The sequence below is a fragment of the Cylindrospermopsis curvispora GIHE-G1 genome (assembly GCF_014489415.1).
Taxonomy (GTDB): Bacteria; Cyanobacteriota; Cyanobacteriia; order Cyanobacteriales; family Nostocaceae; genus Raphidiopsis; species Raphidiopsis curvispora_A.
In genome coordinates this window covers 2,424,839-2,445,570 of record NZ_CP060822.1, presented here as the reverse complement: position 1 = coordinate 2,445,570, position 20,732 = coordinate 2,424,839, and the positions used below count along the sequence as shown (strand labels likewise).

Genomic DNA, 20,732 nt, shown 5'->3' with positions numbered 1-20,732 from the left:
CCAACAATGCTATCAGTTAGAGATGCGGAATCTACTATTTTAAATGCAGTAAAACCACTAGGTAACCAAACAGATATAGAATACATAGACTTATTGACGGCAAATGGACGAATTTTAGCTAGTCCCGTGGTTAGTTCTCGGGGTTTTCCCCATTGGGACCATGCCGTAATGGATGGTTATGCAGTGCGTTATCAGGATGTACAGCATGCTAGGGCAGATAGACCAGTTATTCTGCAGGTTGTAGCGGAAATTAAAACTGGTGATGAACCTTCTGTAATGCTTGAATCGGGACAAGCAGTGAGAATTTTTACTGGTGCTATGATGCCAAAGGGTGCTGATACCGTAATCATGCAAGAAAAAACCCACCTTCAGGAAAACCGGGTTTTAGTGTTCATCGCACCCCAACCCCGTGAGTTTGTCATCCATCAAGGAGAATTTTATCAAGCGGGAAATTATCTTTTACCTTCGGGAATTGTCTTGGGTGCTACGGAAATTGCCCTTTTGGCTGCTGCTGGCAGGGAAAAAGTAAGTGTTTTTCGCAGCATACGAGTAGCGATTTTTTCCACAGGTAATGAGTTGGTAACATTGGAGGAGTTGCCAAAACCTGGACAGATATTTGATTCTAACCAGTATGCTCTGGCTACCTTGATGCGTCAGTTGGGGGCTGAAGTGTTATTATTAGGGATTGTACCAGATGATCCGATCGCTCTGGAACAAACTATAGATTATGCAATTGCCAGTGCAGATATTGTAATTTCCACTGGGGGGGTATCCGTAGGTGACTATGATTATATACACAAAACTTTAGTTTCTTTAGGGGCGACAATTCATTTTAATTCTGTTAAAATGCGTCCTGGAAAACCACTCACCTTTGCTACTTTCCTAGACGAAGGACTAAACTATCCGGGAACCGATAAATTACAGAAATTATATTTTGGTTTACCTGGGAATCCTGGGTCCGCTTTAGTGACTTGTTGGCGGTTTGTGCAGCCAGCAGTCAGAAAAATGTCAGGAATGGCTAGGGGATGGGAGGGGAAATTACTCAAGGTAAAATCCTCTTCAGAATTACAATCCAATGGCAAAATGGAAACTTATATTCAGGGCGAGTTGAAGCTAGGTAATGGTGTACATCAATTTTACCAAGCTGAGGGTAAACACAGCTCGGCTAACTTGGTCAACCTAGCCCAAACTAACGCTTTGGCAATCCTACCCGTGGGTAAAACCATTGTCCATCCAGGGGAGGAGGTTTGGACTTTGGTGGTAAAAGAGTTTTAAAATTGGGGGGATGGTAACTATAGCCCTAAACCCCTACTTTTTCCTTTTGTGGGACCACATAAGGTTTTTCTGCTCCCTGGGCTAAATAAGCAGCTAATTGACTTTCAATTTGATCTCGAACAATTTGGCGGTATTCCAAGAAATGTTCGTTGTGGGCGCAAGTTGCCAAATAATGTTCTGCCACCTGGGGATTATGTTTGATAATGCTAAATAGATGATGCCAAAATTTCCACCGGGTTTCTCTTTTAATTCCCTGTCTCCAAATGACTATTAACAGGGCTTTTACGATTACCCAATCAGGCATTTTGAAGGGAGCTTTCCACTTGGGCGAACCCATGAGTAGAAAACACCTATAGGTACGATCTAAATACTTAATAGGATCATATAATGCGCAGAAAGCATCAACATATTCCTTGGCAATGTCCTCCAAAGGACGGGTGGGGATAAAGTTCATTAAAGTTGTCTGATTAATATTCCCATCCTGATTTTCCCTCAGTCTTCCCTCCTTTTGTAACCGATGCCATAGTGCAGTGTTTGGCAATGCTTGTAACATGGCAAAGGTGGTGGAAGGAATGGCAGCTTGCTCTGCAAATCTGACGATGCGATCGCCTGCGCCTTTTTGTTCCCCATCAAAACCAATAATAAATCCTGCCATGGGTCGCAGTCCCATCTTAATAATAGTTTGTACTGATTCTGCTAGGGAACTGCGGGTATTTTGAAATTTTTTGGTTAGTTGTAAACTATCTTCATCGGGGGTTTCAATGCCCAAAAATACTGCGGCAAAACCAGACTCAACCATCAATTCCATTAATTCGGGATCTTGGGCTAAATCCACAGATGCTTCCGTGTCAAACCGGAAAGGATACTCATGTTCTGCCATCCAAACCTTTAACTCTTTAAGCAATAATTTAACATTGCGTTTATTGCCAATAAAGTTATCATCAACCATGAATATACCACGTCGCCAACCTAACCGATAAAGACAATCCAACTCAGCTAAAAGTTGTTCTGGAGTTTTAGTTCTCGGTTTTCTGCCATAGAGGACAATAATGTCACAAAACTCGCATTGAAAAGGACAACCTCGGGAAAACTGCACTGACATCATGTCATAGGCACTAAAGTCTAGCAAATCAAATCGAGGAATTGGTGTGCTTGTGACATCTGGTTTTTCTGTAGCCCGAAAAATGCCCGATTTCTGACCACTTTCTATGGCGGTGACAAACATGGGTAGGGTAATTTCCCCCTCATCCAAAATCAGAAAATCCGCTCCCGCTTCTTGTACTTCTTGAGGTGTGGATGTGGGGTAAGGCCCGCCTAATGCCACTAATTTACCACGACGCTTGGCTTCGCGTACCTGATCCAACAGGTCTTGTTTTTGGACAATCATAGCTGAGAAAATAACCACATCAGCCCATGCCCATTCCTCTTCTGTAGCGGGACGAATGTTACGGTCTACTAGTTTAAACTCCCATTCCTGGGGTAAAATAGCAGCCACTGTAATCAAGCCTAAAGGTGGCAGCAGGACTTTTCTATCTACCAGGTCGAGGATTTTTTCATAGGACCAGAAGGTTTTGGGAAATATTGGATAAACCAGTAGGACACGCATAACATCACCCCTCACGAAACTTATCTTCAGTTACTTAATCTCAGTTTGACCATTAACTTTCAGGGTCAGTGTTTTATCCGATACTTTTTTGCTAACTAATGCTAACAAATACATGACTTGAGATTTTCTCCCAACCAAGGTGTATCAACCAATGCACGAGGAATTTATCCTCGGGCACTTTTACTTATCTGCGGCTTGGTTCTCGCCGTCTTTACTAGACAGAATAATTTTTATTGGACTCCTTAGAGGTCACTTATCAGTATAGAGGTGACTTAAAGTCGGGATTCTCACCTGATCATTCTGTTTCCACAGTATAGCAATAGTCAGTGAAAGTTGGCAAGTGATTAACTGGCTAATTACCTTTCTGTTATTCTATATTATATCGCATAATATGGTACTATATTATATGACTAGAACTGAACCTAAACCTCAGTTCTTATTAATAGTGATAACTAAATTCTGGTTGGCCATTCCAAACAGCTATGTCGAGTCTATTCAAAACACTTCATGTGGCGTTTGGCAATTTTTTTCCCCTCTATCAAGAGTGCTATCCTCTTTGAACGGAGAAAGTATCAATAAGACCTAAGCCAAAAAAAGCTATGAGCGATCAAAGTCCCTACGAAAATCTTGGGGTGTCAAAAGATGCTAGTTTCGATGAGATTCAAAATGCTCGAAATCGCCTGTTAGAACAGTATGGTAGTGATAATAGGGTTCGGGAAATTGTTGAAGCAGCTTATGATGCAATTCTAATGGAGCGCCTGCGAATGCGTCAGGAGGGCAAAATTAAGGTTCCTGAAGGAATTCGTTTTCCTGAAATGCGAATGCCATCCCCGCAAAAACAAGTTGTTAACTCCAGTGGTTACTCCCCATCTTGGCTACAAAGATTTTGGGATCAGCCCAGTGTCTCCGATATACTATGGCCAGCAGGTTGTTATTTAGGGTTAATTTCTATCAGTATGTTCGTGGACTATAATACAGCACAAGTATTACAGTTAACATTACTTGCGGGGTTAGTTCTAAGTATTTATTTCATTAATCGCAAGGAAAACAAATTTCTGAGGGCGGTTTTGTTGACATTGGTAACTCTGGTAGTGGGTTTAATGATGGGAGGACTGATAGCTGGAGGAATACCATTGGATGGCCTGTCAATTTTAGGAAAGTCAATTTCCCCTAACCAGTTCTCGGCTGTGCTAACATTTATTTTAATGTGGTTTGTTAGTAGCTTTCTCCGTTAACTTCCAATTTCTTTTCCCTTAACCTATCGGATAAACCAATTCCCTGACTCTGGAAGCTGAATCCTGGTTCAATGCCACCCTGGCTAAAACTTGGGATTCAGTGATGGTGAGTTGGGAAATTACCTGCTTTAAGGGGGCGATCGCCTGGGGATTAGTACTCAGTTCGTCTATTCCCAAACCTATAAGAATAGGCGCAACTAAGGTTTCAGCCGCAATTTCACCGCATAGTCCAACCCAAATATTGGCTGCGTGGGCAGCTTCTACCGTTTGTTGAATCATCCGCAGCACGGCTGGCTGTAAGGCATCAGTTAAATTTGCTACTTTAGGATTGGTGCGATCGCATGCCATAACATATTGACTCAGATCATTTGTACCAATACTAAAAAAGTCTACTTCTTTGGCCAGGTGATCGGCAATAGCTACAGCGGCTGGGGTTTCAATCATAACTCCTACGGGCAGTTTGGCATCAAACTCCACACCATCTTTTTTAAGCTCTGCCATGGACTGGTTTAAAATTGACTTAGCGGCACGTAACTCGGTCAAAGTACTAATCATAGGCCACATAATTTTAATGTGGTGGTTGGCGCTGGCTCGTAAAATAGCTCTTAATTGAGTTTTGAGTAAATAGGGATGTTCCAAACAAAATCTAATGCCGCGCACACCCAAAAAGGGATTAGTTTCCTTGAGAGTAGAACCCAGATAGGGTATTTGTTTATCTCCTCCCACATCCAAAGTGCGGATAATCAATGGACGTTCCCCTAAAATTTGGGCAATATCCTGATAAACTTGTAACTGCTCTTCCTCCGTGGGTGGTTTAATCTGTTCCAAATATAAAAATTCTGTTCGTAGCAGACCCACACCTTCTGCGCCATAGCCAACAGCAGCTTTAGCATCAGCCACACTGCCAATATTGGCAAATACATGAATTCTTTGACCATCGCGGGTAGTCGCTGGTTGATGGGCCTTATTTCTAGCTTCAGCTTGGTTAGTTTGCCAGATTTGACGTTTAGTTTCCAGAGCAGTCAATACAGATCCCTCTGGTTCTATCCACACCTTACCACCTTCACCATCCAGAGCAATTACAGTACCATTTTCCACGGTCAAAACCTGGGAATCCACACCAACCACTGCAGGAATACCCAAAGTTCGGGCAATAATAGCACTATGAGAAGTAGCACTACCAGCAGTCATACAAATCCCCAATACCTTGCTAGGATCCAACTTAGCTGTATCCGAGGGAGTTAAATCCGTGCCCACCACAATTGATGGTTCTGATATATGTAATTCCGTGGGCAAATTACCCGACAGAATTCTCAATACCCTTCTTCCCACATCAACCACATCATCCACCCTCTCCTTTAAATAAGCGTCCTCCAGTTGGCGATAGGAGTTGGTTACCTCTTCCACTACCGCTTGCCATGCTGCTTCAGCGTTCAATCTATCTTCTATAATATACCTACGAACAGCATCTAACATTACTGGATCTGCCAGAAATAAGAGATGAGCATCAAATATTGCCGCTTCCGCATCACCTATTTGCACCGATGCGTGGGAAAGCAACATCGTAATCTCCTGTTTCGCCCTTTGGATAGCATGTTGTAGTCTTTGCCACTCAATTTCCACATTCTCTATGTGGTATTCCGTAATAGACACAGGAGCTAATTGATAGTGAACCACAGGAGCGATCGCAATGCCAGGAGAAGCGGCAATTCCGGTAAATTGACCGGGATTGTCAGGGAGGGGGGAGATAGGGTGGGTTGGCAATTCTAGCACAGGATCTTGCTCTCCGAAATTATGGATAATTAAGGACTGTAGAGCTGTAATTGCCTCCCGAGCATCCCTACCCCTAGCAGTAATTAATAATTCATGTCCTTGACGTACGCCCAGGGTAGCAACTTGGTTAATACTATCACCTCTAACTGCTTCCGTATTTCTAGTTAAATTCTGCACCTGAATTTTCGCTTCAAAACGGCAGGCGGTAGCGACAAACTGAGCTGCAGGCCGAGCATGTAGACCAAGACGGTTTTTGATTTGAATGCGAAGTTCCTCCGGGGGAACAGTACCGTCAATACTATTAGAGTCGTTATGTAAGGGATGAGCGATTAAATTTAATTGATGAGATTTAGCCAGCAAAGAACCTTGAGCTTCCCTTAGAACCTCCTGAATATTTTTGCCAGTACTAGCAGCAACAGTAGCAGCAATAGCACCTTCCACCAAGGGAGCATCACACAAATAGATTTTATCCCGTTGTGCTGGTAGCAAAAACTCTAGTGCCATTTCTGCACTCATAAGAGCGCTGCCTAAATCCATCAATACAATAACCCCATCCTCAGAGAATACAGAAGAGATGGCTTGATAAACCTGAATTGGATCCGTACCCAATGGGTTTGTGGGGTCATCCACACCCGCTGCGACAGCAAGGGAAATTTTTCCTTGCACCATTTGTGCAGCTAGTTCTTGTACTCCTAGAGCTAATTGTTTGCTGTGGGAAACAATAACAATACCAACCACTGTCACACCTTTAGCAGTTACCCATTCAATTATGAATCGAAGTTATAGAAAATTTCTATTTATTTAGCTTATATTTAAGGTTGTTAACCAGATCTACATATACCTAGTCAACTGGATTCGATATCTGTCCTTTTTGGTGACAGCAATTTCACCCACTTGCAAACGCCCTTTACCGCGAATTGCTATTAAGTCTCCCATTTTTAACTGGTAACTGCTTTGAGTAATCTCCTTCCAATTGACGCGCACATCCCCGGAATCAATTAAATCAACCATTTTACTTCTAGACATACCAAAACCAGCAGAAGCAATGGCATCCAATCTTAAAGAAGCTTCTACCGTAGTTAACTCCTTCTTTTTGGGTTCCCTAATTTTTAACTCCCTAGGATCTATGACCTGAGTTTTCACTGGCACAGAACGTACCTGTTGCAAATTCATGGTTAAAAATTCTGCTAGTTCTGGAACTACTATTGCTTGGGCTCCCCTCTCCCCTAAAATAATGATATCTCCTGTTTTTTCTCGCACAATCCCCGTACCTAGCATAGCCCCTAAAAAATCCCGGTGGGTGGCAGTGTCAAACAAAAAATTTCCAGCTATGTCTAAAACAGTAACAGCCACTTGGCATACATCCAAAGGCATCTCAGAACGGGTAATAGCAACTCGTTGACGCTCAGCTTGGGCATATCCACCCCAGGCTACTAAATGCACCTCCGTTAACCGGCTAAAAACTCGTTCAATTTCAGCTAACTCTGGGGGAGATAAAAAGTCAGTTATTACCACTTCCCAGGTCTTTATAGCCTGTTCTGCTTGGTCAATTACATGGGCAATAACATCTCGGTTTTCAACACCCTTTAACAGTTCTTCTCTTGGCAACATAATTAATCTCAGAGTGGGGGAGGACTAGTTCTGCTTTACTAACTATTATCTGCATAACCTTGAATATTCTCTGGATCATACTGACGGAGAATGCGTGTGGCTTGGCGAGTCAGAGCTTCTGAACCCTGAACTACAATTAGGTATTTCCCAGCGGATAACCGGTTGCGATAGGGTAAAGCATCACCACCACCAGAAATCAAACCTACACCGCCTCCCACAAACATACTACCCATGGCACCACTAGCAGCGCCCAGTAAACCCCCAATTATATGATTGCCAATTTCCCCAGCCCAGATAAATGTGTCTAACCCAGTAATCAGACTAAATGTAAACCCAGCAAAAAAGCCAAATGGTATTAACCAAGATGCCATGAGTTTGACTTGTTTTTTAGCCTCTTCATTGGGATCTATTAACCCAAACTCATCAGCGGTCTTATATCCCCTACCCAAAATGGAGCTAGTAATACCCTCCTTTTCTAAACTCAAGTAGGCCGATTCGGCCTGGATGCGGTCTGGTAGCACAGCAACAAGATAATTCATACAAAATTCATGAAAACACCTAAACATTTTCCCCATTTCCTAAAACCCCCATGGATCAAGACTTCTGAACCGCCCTAGAGGTTACGTATCTTTGTAATCTGGTTAAAGCTAAATTGTAATTCAAAATAGCACGAACGCGATTAGCTTCTGAACGGGTAAGTTCACTTTGGGCATTGATAACATCTGTTTGAGTTCCTACACCAGCTTGAAAACGTAGTCTAGCCAGTCTTAGGGATTCCTTGGCTTGATCTAGAGCAGTAGCAGCAGTTTGCACGTTTTCTAAATTGGCTAAGTGACTGGAATAGGCTTCTTCCACTTGAAAACGGACCTGGTTACGCCTTTCGGCAAATTCAGCCTCCGCAATCGCTATTTCAGTTTTAGCCCTAGCTGCTCTGGCCCGGGAAGCACCACCATCATATAAATTCATGCTGGCTCGCAATCCCACAGAATAACCATCGTTAATCGCCACGCCATCGTTAAATTGATCCAATAAGTCATATCTGGCAATGAAGCTAATTTGCGGACCTAGTGTGGCTAAGGCTTGTTTTCTTTGTTGTTCTCTAATATTCCTCTCTGCCAATTTTTGTTGCAGTTCGGCACGGTTTTGATAAGCTAGGACAATACTATCTTCTAAACTGCTTTTCCATAATCCAGCTAACTGCACCGGATCCGAAGCGGTGATACTCACAGACTGAGGTAAGTTCAATCTCAGGGCCAGACGACGACGAGCAATAGCCTGCTGGGATAGAGCATCTGTTAGTTCTTGTTGAGAATTGGCTAAGTTAACCTGCGATCGCAACACATCAAATTTGGTTCCCACACCTGCTCGCTCTAATGCTTGAGCATCCCGTAAGCTGGCTTGGGAATTTTCCACAGCAGAGCGGGCAATTCTCACACTCTCATCTGACTGTTGCAAGTTGTAATACTCCGTTGCAACATTTAGACGAATTTCTTCTGATTGCCTTTCCACTTCCAATTGTTGAAGACGTACTTGTTCCTCTGCTTCCTTAATGGCTGCCGTTCTTCTACCTGATGTGTATAAGTCATACCGCAGTTCTGCCTGGGAATCAAACACGGAGGTAGCGTCTGGATTTTCAGAGGGTATATTGAGACGTTTAGCGGTTTGTCTTTCCTGGAGAGTAGCACTGGAACTACGACTTCTGGTTACACCACCCAGTACGTTTAAGCTAGGCAGCAAAGCAGCCTGAGCTTCCCTCAAAGAGGATTTACTACGTTGTAATTGCAGAATAGACACTTGTAAATCATTGTTATTCTGCTTTGCCAGTTCCAACGCCTGTTCTAAGCTAATTGCCTCCGTTGTCTGCACCTTAACCCTTTGAGAATCTTGAGGCACATCCAAAAGATCGAGGTTAGGTTTAAGGCGCTCCAAAATATTCTGAGGAGAATCCGATATAGGGTTCACAGATTGGGAATTGGTTTGTGCTATTCCCAAAGAATTGTCCTTAGGTGATGTTATCTGAGCTACCTGATTATACACTTTCCCTGATATCACCTTGGGGTTAACCGGGGATAAGGACAAAACTGTTTTGAGCTTGGTTGACGATGGTACCTTAGCACCATTTACTAACGGGAGTGGACTAGAACTAGGCAGTTCTGGTAAAACGGCTTGACCAAAATCAAGCTGATAGTCAAAAAGTGGCGCATAGTCAACCGTAGTTGCAGTCAGCTGCCAGTTGTTTTCCACAACAGAAACTTTAGGATTCGTCGCAGTCGATACAACAGGAGAAGAAACCAGTTTCAAATCATTAGCCTTGAAGGTTCCAGCCCAAGCAGGCTGAGTTGTTAATACTGCTGCTGTCACACCGGGCAAGAAACTATGAAATAATTGCTGTCCTTTCACCGCATCCCCTCACACAAAAAACCATCTGCGAGCAAAAAAGTTGTCTTCCCACAGAATATAGCATCATAACCAGGGAAACAAATAACATGCTACTATACCAAACATAACTTCATTTTGGCATTTCACAGTTTATTTATCTTCAAACCGTTTAACAATGCGAGAAAGTTCTGCTTTCTCATCTATACTAACCCGGGTAGGTGCCCCACTGACGATTCTCTCGTAATTCCTAAAGGAATCTTTAATATTGGGCCCATCTGCTGTAATGTTGTATTCTCTAATTCCCTTGTCATGCCAGGAACCACGCATTTTAAATACATTGATGGCCCGGGACATTTCCCCATGTATTTCCACATATTGTAGCATAATAATTGTGTCGGTAATAGTAGAAATGTGAGAATCGGTAATGGAGTGAGATCCCATAAACTGGTCACTGGTATTAGTGAAGAACCCGGTGATTTCTTCTTGTTTAGCATAGCCAGTTACACCAATGACAAATTGGCGGAAGGCATTATTACTTACACCTCTGGCTAGAGCTGAAAGGGAGTCAATAGCAATGCGAGCTGGCTTAAAGTCGGCAATCTCTGATTTAATAATTTGTAGGTGATCCTCTAAACCGGTAGATTCGGGGTAGGTACAAATTATTTTTAATAAGCCCTGGCGTTCCAACTCTTCAAAGTCAATACCCCAAGAATAAGCGTTACGCGACAGTTGGGCTCGAGACTCTTCATAGGCAAATAGTATGGCTCTTTCACCGCTCACACAGCCATCCTGGATAAATTTACTTACCAGCAGGGTTTTTCCAGTACCAGTAGCCCCAGTAGCTAAAATAATCGAGTCTTTGAAGAAACCTCCCCCACACATTTCATCTAGGGTATTAACCCCTGAAGAAACCCGAACGTTGGAAGATCTTTGTGTCAACCGCATTGCTCCCAAGGGGAAGATATTTACCCCCGCATTGGTAATTGTAAAGGGATATTCACCTTTCATGTGGGTTGTGCCACGCAGTTTGAGAATCTCAATGGTCCGTCGGCGGCGTTCTCCCTCCAAAACGTTACGAACAATCACTACGTTATCAGACACAAATTCTTCCACTCCAAAGGAAGCTACCGGTCCATATTCTTCACCCCTTTCTGTAGTAATAATTGTGGTGACATTCAGCTGTTTTAGACGGGCCACTAACCGAAATATTTCTCTTCTTACCACCCCTATGGCTTCATACTGTTGAAATACGGCGGTGATTGAGTCTATAGAAACACGGTTAGCTTTGTATTTACGAATTGCATACTGTAATCGTTCAATCAAAGCTGAAAGGTCGAAGTTCCCCACTATGTCCTGTCCTTCAGGATCTGGGGAAGCATCCAGAATAAACAGTTTTCCCTGTTCAATCAGTTTCTGCAGGTTCCAGCCAAAAATGTGGGCGTTTTTGATAATGTCACTGGGAGACTCCTCAAAGGTAACAAATACTCCCGGTTCATCAAAGTGGGTAATGCCATTATAGAGAAATTGTAATGATAATAGGGTCTTTCCGGTTCCAGAAGTACCGCTTAACAGAGTTGTTCTGCCAATTGGTAACCCACCATGGCTAATATCATCAAACCCCTCTATCATAGTGCGAATTTTCTCTACTCCGGCGCTGGTAGGGGTTTGCTGTTCTTTTTGTTCTTGTTTCTCCTGGTCGCTCATTGCCAATTGTATACTTAATCTTAGATGGTTAATTGTCCCATACGGACTAGTTTATTTCCTCAATTTTGTGATCATCTGTGTTATCCCACTCCTCCTCGCTCAGTTCTTCATAGAGTAAGTCGAGACCTATTAAGACCCTCTCCCGATCAGACAAATCTCCAATGATCTTCCGCACTGGCGGTGGTAAAATCTTTGACAGTGTAGGTGTGGCTAGAATTTTATCTTCCTCTGCTAATTGTGGATTCTTCAGAACGTCTATCACTTTTAAAGCATAGACTCCTTGAAATTCCTGCTCTAATATGTTTTTTAATGTGTTTAATGCTCTCACAGAGTTGGGCGTGTTACCAGCTACATATAGCTTTAATACATAAGTCTTTTTGGTTTTATTCATCAGGTTACAGCTTAGATGTGACAATAACTCACTTAATTTATTCTAGAAATTGAACATCGATAAACCTCACACAAATTGGCTAGTACATCAATTAGTGTTAGTCTGTAGTCTAGTAGTGTTTCATCACTCCTCCCCTCTAATTTTAGCTGTTTAGAAAATTCGTCAATCAGCTCCATGTGAATTTCTATAACCTGAGGCACAGGAATATTAGCACAAAACAGGGTACTGATAAACTGATCAATTGTTGTTTTCAAATTCTGGTCCACACTAAAATAGTTGAGCAAAATCTTGCCGTAATCCAACTTTAGCTTTTTTAATATTTCGTGTCTTTCTCCATCGGTCATGTCTTGAAACTGTTGATGTGTGTGTGAGTTTTCACAAGCCAGAACAAGTGTGTAACCTTCTTTATTATCAAAACCTAAGTATCTTTTTGTTTTAATATAACTTAATAAGTAGGTGTTGGGTATTTTTAATCCTGATATATTACTTGTATAGATATTGCTCGTGTTTAAGCTTATAGACAAAACAGGTGTTGGATCTATAAGAGTATTAATTAGACTATAGAGGAGTTTTTCCAGTGCACGATATAGGAATAATATAAATAATATCATTTATGTTGGCTTGCTTGTATATTTGCTTAATATGGAAATCACCATAGCTGCACTTTTCTCCCAAATGAAATCGCCAGCTTATAGTCACTATATTACCACACTGATAAGATAAATAAACAAAATTGAAGTATTGTCTCAATATTAATCATTATAATTCCTCAAGGTTCTAAAACCAATATTTGGAGTAATAATTGTTTTAGCCATGACCGTTGCTGACGCAGTTTCTATGACATTGGTGTGTTGGCAGTCAGTGACTCGGTCAAAGTGCCTGTGGATACTAACTACAGCAAAAAAGACCCCCAAGGCTTATGTTAATGCTAGAATGCCCACTTTATGATTTTCTGGCAACTGTACCTACCTGCTCCGAAACAACTACTCTAGCAGTGGTTATAGAAATTTTCGTCAAGGAGCAGTGTGACCGTCTAGTGGTGCTGAATTCCCAACATTCTCCCATGGGATTGTTGTCTACCACTAAATTAATGGGTAAATTGTTGACCACTCATGAAAAAACACTTTTAAATCTGGAACAACCTATTTCTACCTGCCATTCTAATCTTATATCCCCACTAGAAACTATTGTAGCATCCGATTCCTTGAATAAACTAGGTCTGTTGTTACGCTATCCAAAACATCAAAAGAACTCAAGTTTAGACTGGGCCCTAATTGACTCAGATGGGAAATTCTTGGGTTTACTTGACAGTAAACGCCTATTAGCTTTTTTTACTAGCCATAGTGAGGTTATTAGGAAAGACAATCCTCCCCAGAAAACTGATGATATCCAGAGGAAAACAACTCGCCCCTGGCAAAGAAATCCTTTTGTTCAATTGTTAGAGCGATTACCTTGGCCCTTGATGTTGCAAACCGGAAACGGTGAGATCCTAACTAAAAATTCTGCTTGGTGGGAACAATTGGGAGTTTTGAAAGATCCTGAAGGGATTAGAATGCAGGTGGAAACCATTTTGACTGCTGTTAAAAAGCAAGTTCCACAACCCATTCATAATCACACCCGTGCCAGTGAATATGTAAAATCTAGTCTCCCCATAGAAAAATCTTTAGATACAAATAAACTTAATTTAAAACATATACAAGATTATCAACCAGATTTAAACACAATAGAGGAATCCTATAGTAAGGCCAATGACTCCCCCAACTACTGCTATCTAGACTCTCAACAAGGTACTTGTATCTGTGTGGTAGAGGTGCAAAATGGCCAGGAACGAATTTGGCAGTTTGCTAAAATCCCCCTAGATAGTCGAGAACTGAAAATCTGGGGTACAGAATCACAATTGACACTAACAAAGGAAAATTCACAACTTTTAACCAAGGACCTATGGTTAGTCTTAGCAACAGATGTGACCGAACAACAACAACTATTTAAGGAACTAGCCGCTAAAAATGCGGATTTAATTCAACTTAATCGGTTAAAGGATGAATTCCTAGCCTGTATTAGCCATGAGTTAAAGACTCCCTTAACAGCAGTTTTGGGTTTGTCAAGACTTCTAGTGGATAAGAATTTAGGAGAATTAAATGAAAGACAAGCTCGGTATGCAGGACTAATTCATCAAAGTGGTCGTCATTTGATGAGTGTGGTGAATGATATTTTAGATTTGACACGCATGGAAACTGGACAGATGGAACTCACACCATCACCAGTACGAATTCAGGAAGTGTGCGATCGCGCCTTGGCAGAAGCCAGATCGGTACATACTCAAACAGGAAGAAAGGGTGAGTCATTGCCCAGTCATGAATTTAGCTTGAGCATTGAGCCAGGACTAAAAGAAATAGTGGCGGATGAACTAAGGTTAAGACAAATGTTAGTACATTTACTGGGCAATGCCTTCAAATTCACCGAAAGTTTTGGGAAAGTGGGACTGCGAGTAAATAGATGGGAAGGATGGATTGCTTTTACAGTATGGGATACGGGAATTGGTATTCCTGACCACCAACAACATTTAATCTTCCAAAAATTCCAACAGTTAGAAAACCCCCTAAATCGCCAGTTTGAGGGTACTGGGTTAGGATTAGTCCTCACCAGGGCATTAGCGCGGTTACATGGAGGAGATGTAAGTTTTTTATCTCGTGAAGGCAAAGGTAGTCAATTCACCTTGTTATTGCCACCCTCCCCGCCAAAAACAAGTTTTACAGAGACACCCGGGGGAAATGGGGAAACACCCCAATTAATATCTTCCCAGCGTTTAATTTTGATTGTGGAAGCAGTCAGTAGATATATAGAGGAAATCACCCAACACCTGAAAAGTTTGGGATATCGGGTAGTAATTGCTCGTTCTGGAACTGAAGCGCTGGAAAAGGCAAGAAGATTACAACCGAAAACTATATTTTTAAATCCTCTACTACCTCTGCTTTCTGGTTGGGACGTGCTAACTCTGCTAAAATCAGACGGTGCGACTCGACATATTCCCGTAATTATTACTGCTACAGGTGCAGAAAAAGAACAGGCTTACTTAAATAGAGCGGATGATTTTTTGAGCTTACCAGTGGAATATTCGGCTATGGTTCCCATAGTAGAAAGATGGTGTATGGTAGCAAAACCAGAGAAGATAGATTCTCAGTGGGAGGAACCCTTACCTAAACAAAAAACCTTAAAAATCCTTAGACTAGTTAGTGCAGAACTAGAATCCAATCCCCATCCCTCTTTAACAGAGCATCGGGTAATAGAAGTAGATGATTTAGAACAGGCGGAAATTTTGGCCAGGGTATGGCAATTTGATGTGATTTTGTTAGATACTGATAATGTCAACGCGCAGAAGTATTTACAGCAGTTACCCCAATATCCTAGATTGGCCAAAATACCTCTAGTTACCTGTGATGCGGCCACCACCCTAGCAGCATCTCAAATACCTGGGTTGGGAGTGTTTCCTTGCTTAACACCCATGGGCAAAGAAATGATACATAGTAATAACTTAGATCATTTAGTATCCGTATTGGAAATTGCCTCTGGTATTGGTTGTCCTCCAAACATATTAGTAGTGGATATAACCATGTTAAGTGATTTACCCGATGTGAACAATAAACACGCTCATGGTAGATTAAGTAACACTCAGAAACCAGACTCTCCTCAATATTCCTTAAAGGACATGATGCAGTCACAGAAATTGGTGGCAAGGCAAAACTCTACAAATAAGGGTCAAGTAGGTGGAGAATGGTTTCAAGCACTGATTCAATATTTACAAACTGCTGGTTTTAAGGCCGGAATAGGTAATTGTTGGCGGGAATTAGTGCAACAAATCATTCATCAGAGTGTTGATTTGATATTACTCTGTATTGGAGAAGCTACAGTAACTCAGGAAATAGAAAATGTATTAAATTCCCTTGCAAATTTGCAGGTGAGGTTACCTCCAATTTTGGTACTTGATAAAAGGACAAGTCATATTAATGTGAATTTATTGGGAGGGTTAGGCAAGGTTAATCAGGGTGTTGCTACTCAGCTATTACCTCGCTCTATTTCCATGGAAGATTTATTAGGTGAAATTAATCAAGCCTTGGAAAGAGAATGACTCTTTTTTATGGGTGGTAAAGGTACACGAATCAGATGGTAGGCACCTTTTTTACCAATAGGTTTGTAATTTTCCATTGGTAAACTCATGGTCATGAATTCTTGCTGTTCCAATAAAAGCAGTAATGAATGTGAATTTTTAGTAGTGACTTGGGTGCGAATGTAATCCAACGCTTCCTGTGCATCCTCCAGATAGGTGACTGCTTTTCGGGAATAAAAACTTACGGTTGGTTTTTGAAAACCTACCATGACTAATTCCTCATGGGGTTTTATTTCAGATACAGCAAGTGCAGATAAATGTCTTAAAGGAGCTTGACGTTCTTCATCCATCATAAATAATGCAGGCATAAGCACAAGTGCTAGAAATATTACAAATGCCAGAATATTGGTAGCAAGAACTATTCTATAACTACGAATTAAGTTTAAACAGGCAACTACAATGGCTGCGGTCAACCAAATCCACCCCCCTAGGTTAGTTAAACCTGAATGTTGTAGTTGTTGATAAAATTCAGGAGCAGCTGAATCTGTACCCAAAAGTTGTAAAACATGAAGTAGAGCGATCGCAATGGTTAATAGAAAGGCAACATTTGCCCAACTGCTGAGACGAAAAGATTTATCAGTTGGTTTATGAGTAAATAAATCACTACTAAACAAACCTATAAGAATACCTGCAGCTGGCATAAGGGGTAATACATAACTAGGAAGTTTTGTGGTAGCAATGGTGAAGAAGATAAATACACCTAGGAACCAAAAACAGGCAAACAAACCCAAGTGTTGAGAACGTTCTTGTGATATGATATGGGAGCGCCAGGAGTTCTGCCAAAATTTCCACCCCATGAATTTGATTAAAGCTGCTGGGAGAAATACAGAGTAAGGTAGAAAACCAAATAACACCACCAGGAAATAAAAATACCAAGGAGCTGAATGACCGTTCACCACTTCTGTGAAACGTTCTATGTTGTGATAGCCAAAAAAGGTATTAATGAAGTTCCATCCATTGCGCCAAGTTACTAAAACATACCAAGGGGCATTAATAATCATAACAATGAATATGCCAAGGACTGGTTGAGATTCTTGCCATAGTTGTTTAAACTTGCCTAGATATAAAGCAAAGGCAATGAGAATCAATCCGGGGAGAACTATACCCACAGGTCCTTTGGTGAGAACCGCTGCACCCATCAAAACATAACTGGTCACATACCATGGATTAGGCCAGCGGGAGGGGGGAGAATTCTGGGCATAACCCACAAAAAAACTGAGTAAAGAACAAGCAATACCACCAGTGAGTAGCATATCTGAAACCCCCACCCTTCCCCAAACAATCATTTCTGGGTTGAGAGCTATCATACCCGATGTCAGGGTGGCTATGAAATAACGACGAGGAAGGTTAGTTGTTTGGTCTAATCTGTCTTTTTCGGTAAAGTGCCACTTTACTACATAAAAAGACATAACTGTGACACTAATAGCAGCTAGGGCTGAGGGTATGCGTACTGCCCATTCATTGACACCCATAATCTTATAGGCGATCGCCTGGAACCAATAAATTAAAGCTGGCTTATCAAACCGTGTTTGACCATCGAAAAAAGGTGTGATCCAATCTCCGGTGATCAACATCTGTCGAGATGCTTCAGCAAATAACGGCTCAGTTTCATCTATTAGTCCCACACTTCCCAGGTTCCATATAAACGCAATAAAATTAATTCCTAATAACCAGATTAGGGTAAAAATTGTTATCAATATGGAATTATCGCCCATGTTTTGAAACCAGTATCTTATGGGAGATAAATTAATTGATTTCAGCCTCATAAAGTCACGACCCGCAAGTACAAACTAAAAATGAATTGAGATATTAGAGCAAAACAGTTAATTAAGGGACAAGTGTTAATTGCCATTCTCCAGTTTTGGGATCCCATAATGGAGCTGAGGTTTCCCCCACAATATACGGTCCCCAATAACGTCGTGAGCCATCTTGAGCAAAAGCTACCAAAATATCCCCTTTTTCCAACTTTAAACTACCCTCTGGTAAGGACAAGATTAAACCTCCCTGACTACCTTCCTGGGGAGCAAAGTCCCAATGAGCAGGAATTATGCCTTTTTTTCCTGAAGGAGAGGATGGGGAATGTCGTAATAACAAGGCTAAACGAATTGGTTGATATGTCTTATTACTGATGCGTAAATTGCCAAATTTGTTCTTTTCCAGTGTCCGCTCACTAATTCTAATTGTTTTAGGTTCAACCTGCTGCAACTGGGGAGCTGGTGTAGCTGTATCATTTTCCAAAAGTGGTGATTTCTCTGGCGCTTGCGACATACTGTCGGAGGTTTGGGAATCAAAGGACACAGTCAGTCCTAAACATCCCCCCAATAGACCTAGCATCGCTAATGTAAAAGTTATAACTGTAAATTTAAGATGTCCTGGGGATTTGATAATCATAGTTTTCAGTAATAGTTTGCGAATAGCAGTTAGACATTAGATAATTAATTCTTGTCCCATTTCATTCATCCCCCAATCTATATGCAGAATACTCGTCTTAACAATTTGTTAGATACCATTGCCACAAATGTGGCACAATGGTTTATTAATCCTTGGCGACGATTATGTCTGTTGTTAATTAGTTGGCTATTTGGTTTTTTTTTGGGATCAGTAGTTTCCACCACCGCAGGACAACAAGCTAAACTCGATATATGGGCCGCCGCTGTTTTGGTTTTACTGACGGAAGTTGCCAGCAGATTGTTCTATAGTCGTGGGTTTTTTTCTCAGCGAGCCATTTGGGTCGAATCCCTCAATTGGCTCAAGATTGGTTTAATATATAGTCTGTTTTTAGAGGCCTTCAAATTGGGTTCCTAGGGTAGAAAGTTGTTTTGAGTAAGTTTGTGAGTATCAGTTATGAGCAACAGTTGGCTCAATCAGGTCTCACTGGCAAGTTTGCTTGCAGGTGAAAGTGTAGATTGGCAGGTTTTAGCAAGAGGAGGTAGGACATGGGAAGCTGGGGCAAAGCTATTTGGCATTACCCCTGAGGTTGTGGAAGAGAGATTATCTCTTCTTAGGTGTGTTTTTCCGGATTTTAAGCAACTGTGCGAAAATAACCTGCAAATACCCACCGAAACCATGTTACAGGCATTATGGGACTTATGGCTACCCCTGGGGGTAAAAATTGCCTCAAGCAGAAAAAGTTTAGGGAGGGCTATGATTGAGGGGATTTTAGGTCCCCAAGGCACAGGTAAAACCACAATGTGCCAGATCCTCAACCTGGTTCTCCGACACTTGGGATACTCTAGTTTAAGTCTATCATTGGATGATTTATATAAAACTCACAGCGATCGCCTGAAGTTAAGACAGCAGGATCCCCGATTGATTTGGAGAGGTCCACCAGGAACCCACGATATTCACCTAGGTTTAAGCCTACTAGATCAGATTCTCCAGGACAAATTCCCTGTGACAGTTCCCCGCTTTGATAAATCCGCTCTTTCTGGGGCGGGCGATCGCACTACCCCAGAAATAATAGATAGGGTTGATATAGTGTTATTTGAAGGTTGGTTTGTGGGAGTGTTACCCATTGATCCGGAAACATTTACTAATGCACCAGCACCGATTATCACCCCAGAAGATCAGGCTTTTGCCCGTCATATGAACCAGCAGTTAGCAGCTTATGTACCTCTGTGGCAAAAAATAGATAGTTTAATAATACTTAAACCAACTGATTACAGATTTTCTTTAAAGTGGCGTAAAGAAGCAGAACATAAAATGATTGCTGCGGGTTTTTCAGGTATGAACGATGGACAAATAGAAGAATTTGTCAAGTATTTTTGGCGATCATTACATCCAGAATTATTTATCGAACCCTTAATAAAATCATCTCCAAAATCATTGCCAGTAGATTTGGTAATAGAAGTTAAGGAGGATCATTCATTAAGTTACGGTGGAGGAGTCACGGGTCAATAAACCATCTTCCATTTCCAGAATACGATCGGCTATATCGAGGATGCGATTATCATGGGTAACCAATAGAATAGCAGTACCTTGTTCCTTAGCCAAGCGCTGCATAATTTCCACCACATCACGTCCGGACTGTTTATCTAAAGCTGCTGTAGGTTCATCAGCCAAAACGAGGGGGGGATGATTAACTAAAGCACGAGCGATAGCAATTCTTTGTTTTTGCCCCCCCGATAAATTATCGGGATAATAGTTAATTCGTGAACCCAAACCAACTGCTTCCAGCATGGTAGTTGATTTTTTCATAGCCTGGAGTGGAGAAATATTCTCATTTAATTCCACTGCCATTTGCACATTTTGTCTAGCGGTTAAGAAACCCAATAAATTGTGTGCTTGAAAAATGTATCCGATATTGCGTCTAATTTGTACCAATTGACCTTGACGAGCTGCAAATAATTCCTTGCCCAAAAACTTGAGACTACCCTCTTGCACCGAGCGTAAACCACCAATGAGACTTAATAAAGTAGTTTTACCTGAACCTGATGGACCGGTCATAATAACAATTTCTCCCGGATATACATCCAGATTGATATCAAAGAGAATTTGCTTTTTGAGGACTCCCTTACCATAGTAGTGGTTAAGATTTTTAACAGAGATTACTGGTTTCTTATAGTTCATATATGACTCCTAATATTAAGAATA

At 41.5% G+C, this 20,732-nt stretch carries 16 protein-coding genes; 5 read left to right on the top strand and 11 right to left on the bottom strand.

Annotation, left to right across the window (positions count from 1 at the left end; translation table 11 throughout):
- The first annotated feature begins 6 nt into the window (after window positions 1–6).
- Complete coding sequence (locus tag IAR63_RS10855) at window positions 7–1,275, top strand: molybdopterin molybdotransferase MoeA (RefSeq protein ID WP_187705279.1); 1,269 nt, start codon at window positions 7–9, stop codon at window positions 1,273–1,275.
- 25 nt (window positions 1,276–1,300) lie between these two features.
- On the opposite strand, the gene IAR63_RS10850 is transcribed toward IAR63_RS10855, so the two are convergent.
- Window positions 1,301–2,881, bottom strand: coding sequence for a B12-binding domain-containing radical SAM protein (locus tag IAR63_RS10850; protein ID WP_187705278.1), 1,581 nt, complete (start codon window positions 2,879–2,881; stop codon window positions 1,301–1,303).
- A gap of 599 nt (window positions 2,882–3,480) precedes the next feature.
- Between IAR63_RS10850 and IAR63_RS10845 the strand changes: the two genes are divergently transcribed.
- A complete protein-coding gene (locus IAR63_RS10845) occupies window positions 3,481–4,116 on the top strand; it encodes a CPP1-like family protein (RefSeq protein WP_187705277.1) in 636 nt (211 codons plus the stop codon).
- Window positions 4,117–4,134: 18 nt separating this feature from the next.
- Here the strand turns inward: IAR63_RS10845 and ptsP are convergent, their stop codons facing one another.
- The 7 genes from ptsP to IAR63_RS10810 form a co-directional block, all read right to left on the bottom strand.
- On the bottom strand, window positions 4,135–6,627 hold the full coding sequence (ptsP, locus tag IAR63_RS10840) for a phosphoenolpyruvate--protein phosphotransferase (protein WP_456318769.1): 2,493 nt from the start codon (window positions 6,625–6,627) through the stop codon (window positions 4,135–4,137).
- A gap of 93 nt (window positions 6,628–6,720) precedes the next feature.
- Window positions 6,721–7,500, bottom strand: a complete 780-nt coding sequence (locus tag IAR63_RS10835; protein WP_187705275.1) for a photosystem II electron transport protein, Sll1252 family — start codon at window positions 7,498–7,500, stop codon at window positions 6,721–6,723.
- A 38-nt stretch (window positions 7,501–7,538) separates the two neighbouring features.
- Window positions 7,539–8,039 (bottom strand): hypothetical protein, encoded by a 501-nt coding sequence (locus IAR63_RS10830; protein ID WP_187705274.1) that lies wholly within the window; start codon window positions 8,037–8,039, stop codon window positions 7,539–7,541.
- A 55-nt stretch (window positions 8,040–8,094) separates the two neighbouring features.
- Window positions 8,095–9,900: a TolC family protein gene (locus IAR63_RS10825; protein ID WP_187705273.1), complete on the bottom strand. Its 1,806-nt coding sequence runs from the start codon at window positions 9,898–9,900 to the stop codon at window positions 8,095–8,097.
- Window positions 9,901–10,029: 129 nt separating this feature from the next.
- On the bottom strand, window positions 10,030–11,583 hold the full coding sequence (gene kaiC, locus IAR63_RS10820) for a circadian clock protein KaiC (RefSeq protein WP_061545690.1): 1,554 nt from the start codon (window positions 11,581–11,583) through the stop codon (window positions 10,030–10,032).
- Window positions 11,584–11,629: 46 nt separating this feature from the next.
- Window positions 11,630–11,974, bottom strand: coding sequence for a circadian clock protein KaiB (gene kaiB / locus IAR63_RS10815; RefSeq protein WP_187705272.1), 345 nt, complete (start codon window positions 11,972–11,974; stop codon window positions 11,630–11,632).
- A gap of 32 nt (window positions 11,975–12,006) precedes the next feature.
- Window positions 12,007–12,498, bottom strand: coding sequence for a circadian clock protein KaiA (locus IAR63_RS10810; protein ID WP_235678242.1), 492 nt, complete (start codon window positions 12,496–12,498; stop codon window positions 12,007–12,009).
- Window positions 12,499–12,893: 395 nt separating this feature from the next.
- Between IAR63_RS10810 and IAR63_RS10805 the strand changes: the two genes are divergently transcribed.
- Complete coding sequence (locus tag IAR63_RS10805; protein WP_187705270.1) at window positions 12,894–16,100, top strand: ATP-binding protein; 3,207 nt, start codon at window positions 12,894–12,896, stop codon at window positions 16,098–16,100.
- On the opposite strand, the gene IAR63_RS10800 is transcribed toward IAR63_RS10805, so the two are convergent.
- Together IAR63_RS10800 and IAR63_RS10795 are read right to left on the bottom strand one after the other, a co-directional pair.
- Window positions 16,079–17,905, bottom strand: coding sequence for an ArnT family glycosyltransferase (locus tag IAR63_RS10800; protein WP_187705269.1), 1,827 nt, complete (start codon window positions 17,903–17,905; stop codon window positions 16,079–16,081). The genes IAR63_RS10805 and IAR63_RS10800 overlap by 22 nt on opposite strands.
- Window positions 17,906–17,966: 61 nt before the next feature.
- Window positions 17,967–18,530: a hypothetical protein gene (locus IAR63_RS10795; RefSeq protein WP_187705268.1), complete on the bottom strand. Its 564-nt coding sequence runs from the start codon at window positions 18,528–18,530 to the stop codon at window positions 17,967–17,969.
- Between the two features lie 81 nt (window positions 18,531–18,611).
- Between IAR63_RS10795 and IAR63_RS10790 the strand changes: the two genes are divergently transcribed.
- The gene (locus IAR63_RS10790; protein ID WP_187705267.1) at window positions 18,612–18,944 is read left to right on the top strand and encodes a DUF565 domain-containing protein; all 333 of its coding nucleotides are present in this window, start codon (window positions 18,612–18,614) and stop codon (window positions 18,942–18,944) included.
- 39 nt (window positions 18,945–18,983) lie between these two features.
- The gene (locus tag IAR63_RS10785; protein WP_187705266.1) at window positions 18,984–20,039 is read left to right on the top strand and encodes a glycerate kinase; all 1,056 of its coding nucleotides are present in this window, start codon (window positions 18,984–18,986) and stop codon (window positions 20,037–20,039) included.
- Here IAR63_RS10785 and IAR63_RS10780 read toward each other — a convergent pair.
- Window positions 20,007–20,708 (bottom strand): DevA family ABC transporter ATP-binding protein, encoded by a 702-nt coding sequence (locus IAR63_RS10780; RefSeq protein WP_187705265.1) that lies wholly within the window; start codon window positions 20,706–20,708, stop codon window positions 20,007–20,009. The two genes, IAR63_RS10785 and IAR63_RS10780, sit on opposite strands and share 33 nt — an antisense overlap.
- Between the last annotated feature and the right edge of the window lie 24 nt (window positions 20,709–20,732).

Coding starts and splice junctions, on each gene's coding strand:
- IAR63_RS10835 (WP_187705275.1), bottom strand. CDS start 7,500: ATGTTGCCAAGAGAAGAACTGTTAAAGGGTGTTGAAAACCGAGATGTT.
- kaiC (WP_061545690.1), bottom strand. CDS start 11,583: ATGAGCGACCAGGAGAAACAAGAACAAAAAGAACAGCAAACCCCTACC.
- IAR63_RS10805 (WP_187705270.1), top strand. CDS start 12,894: ATGTTAATGCTAGAATGCCCACTTTATGATTTTCTGGCAACTGTACCT.
- IAR63_RS10785 (WP_187705266.1), top strand. CDS start 18,984: ATGAGCAACAGTTGGCTCAATCAGGTCTCACTGGCAAGTTTGCTTGCA.
- IAR63_RS10850 (WP_187705278.1), bottom strand. CDS start 2,881: ATGCGTGTCCTACTGGTTTATCCAATATTTCCCAAAACCTTCTGGTCC.
- kaiB (WP_187705272.1), bottom strand. CDS start 11,974: ATGAATAAAACCAAAAAGACTTATGTATTAAAGCTATATGTAGCTGGT.
- IAR63_RS10830 (WP_187705274.1), bottom strand. CDS start 8,039: ATGAATTATCTTGTTGCTGTGCTACCAGACCGCATCCAGGCCGAATCG.
- IAR63_RS10780 (WP_187705265.1), bottom strand. CDS start 20,708: ATGAACTATAAGAAACCAGTAATCTCTGTTAAAAATCTTAACCACTAC.
- IAR63_RS10855 (WP_187705279.1), top strand. CDS start 7: ATGCTATCAGTTAGAGATGCGGAATCTACTATTTTAAATGCAGTAAAA.
- IAR63_RS10800 (WP_187705269.1), bottom strand. CDS start 17,905: ATGAGGCTGAAATCAATTAATTTATCTCCCATAAGATACTGGTTTCAA.
- IAR63_RS10790 (WP_187705267.1), top strand. CDS start 18,612: ATGCAGAATACTCGTCTTAACAATTTGTTAGATACCATTGCCACAAAT.
- IAR63_RS10795 (WP_187705268.1), bottom strand. CDS start 18,530: ATGATTATCAAATCCCCAGGACATCTTAAATTTACAGTTATAACTTTT.
- IAR63_RS10845 (WP_187705277.1), top strand. CDS start 3,481: ATGAGCGATCAAAGTCCCTACGAAAATCTTGGGGTGTCAAAAGATGCT.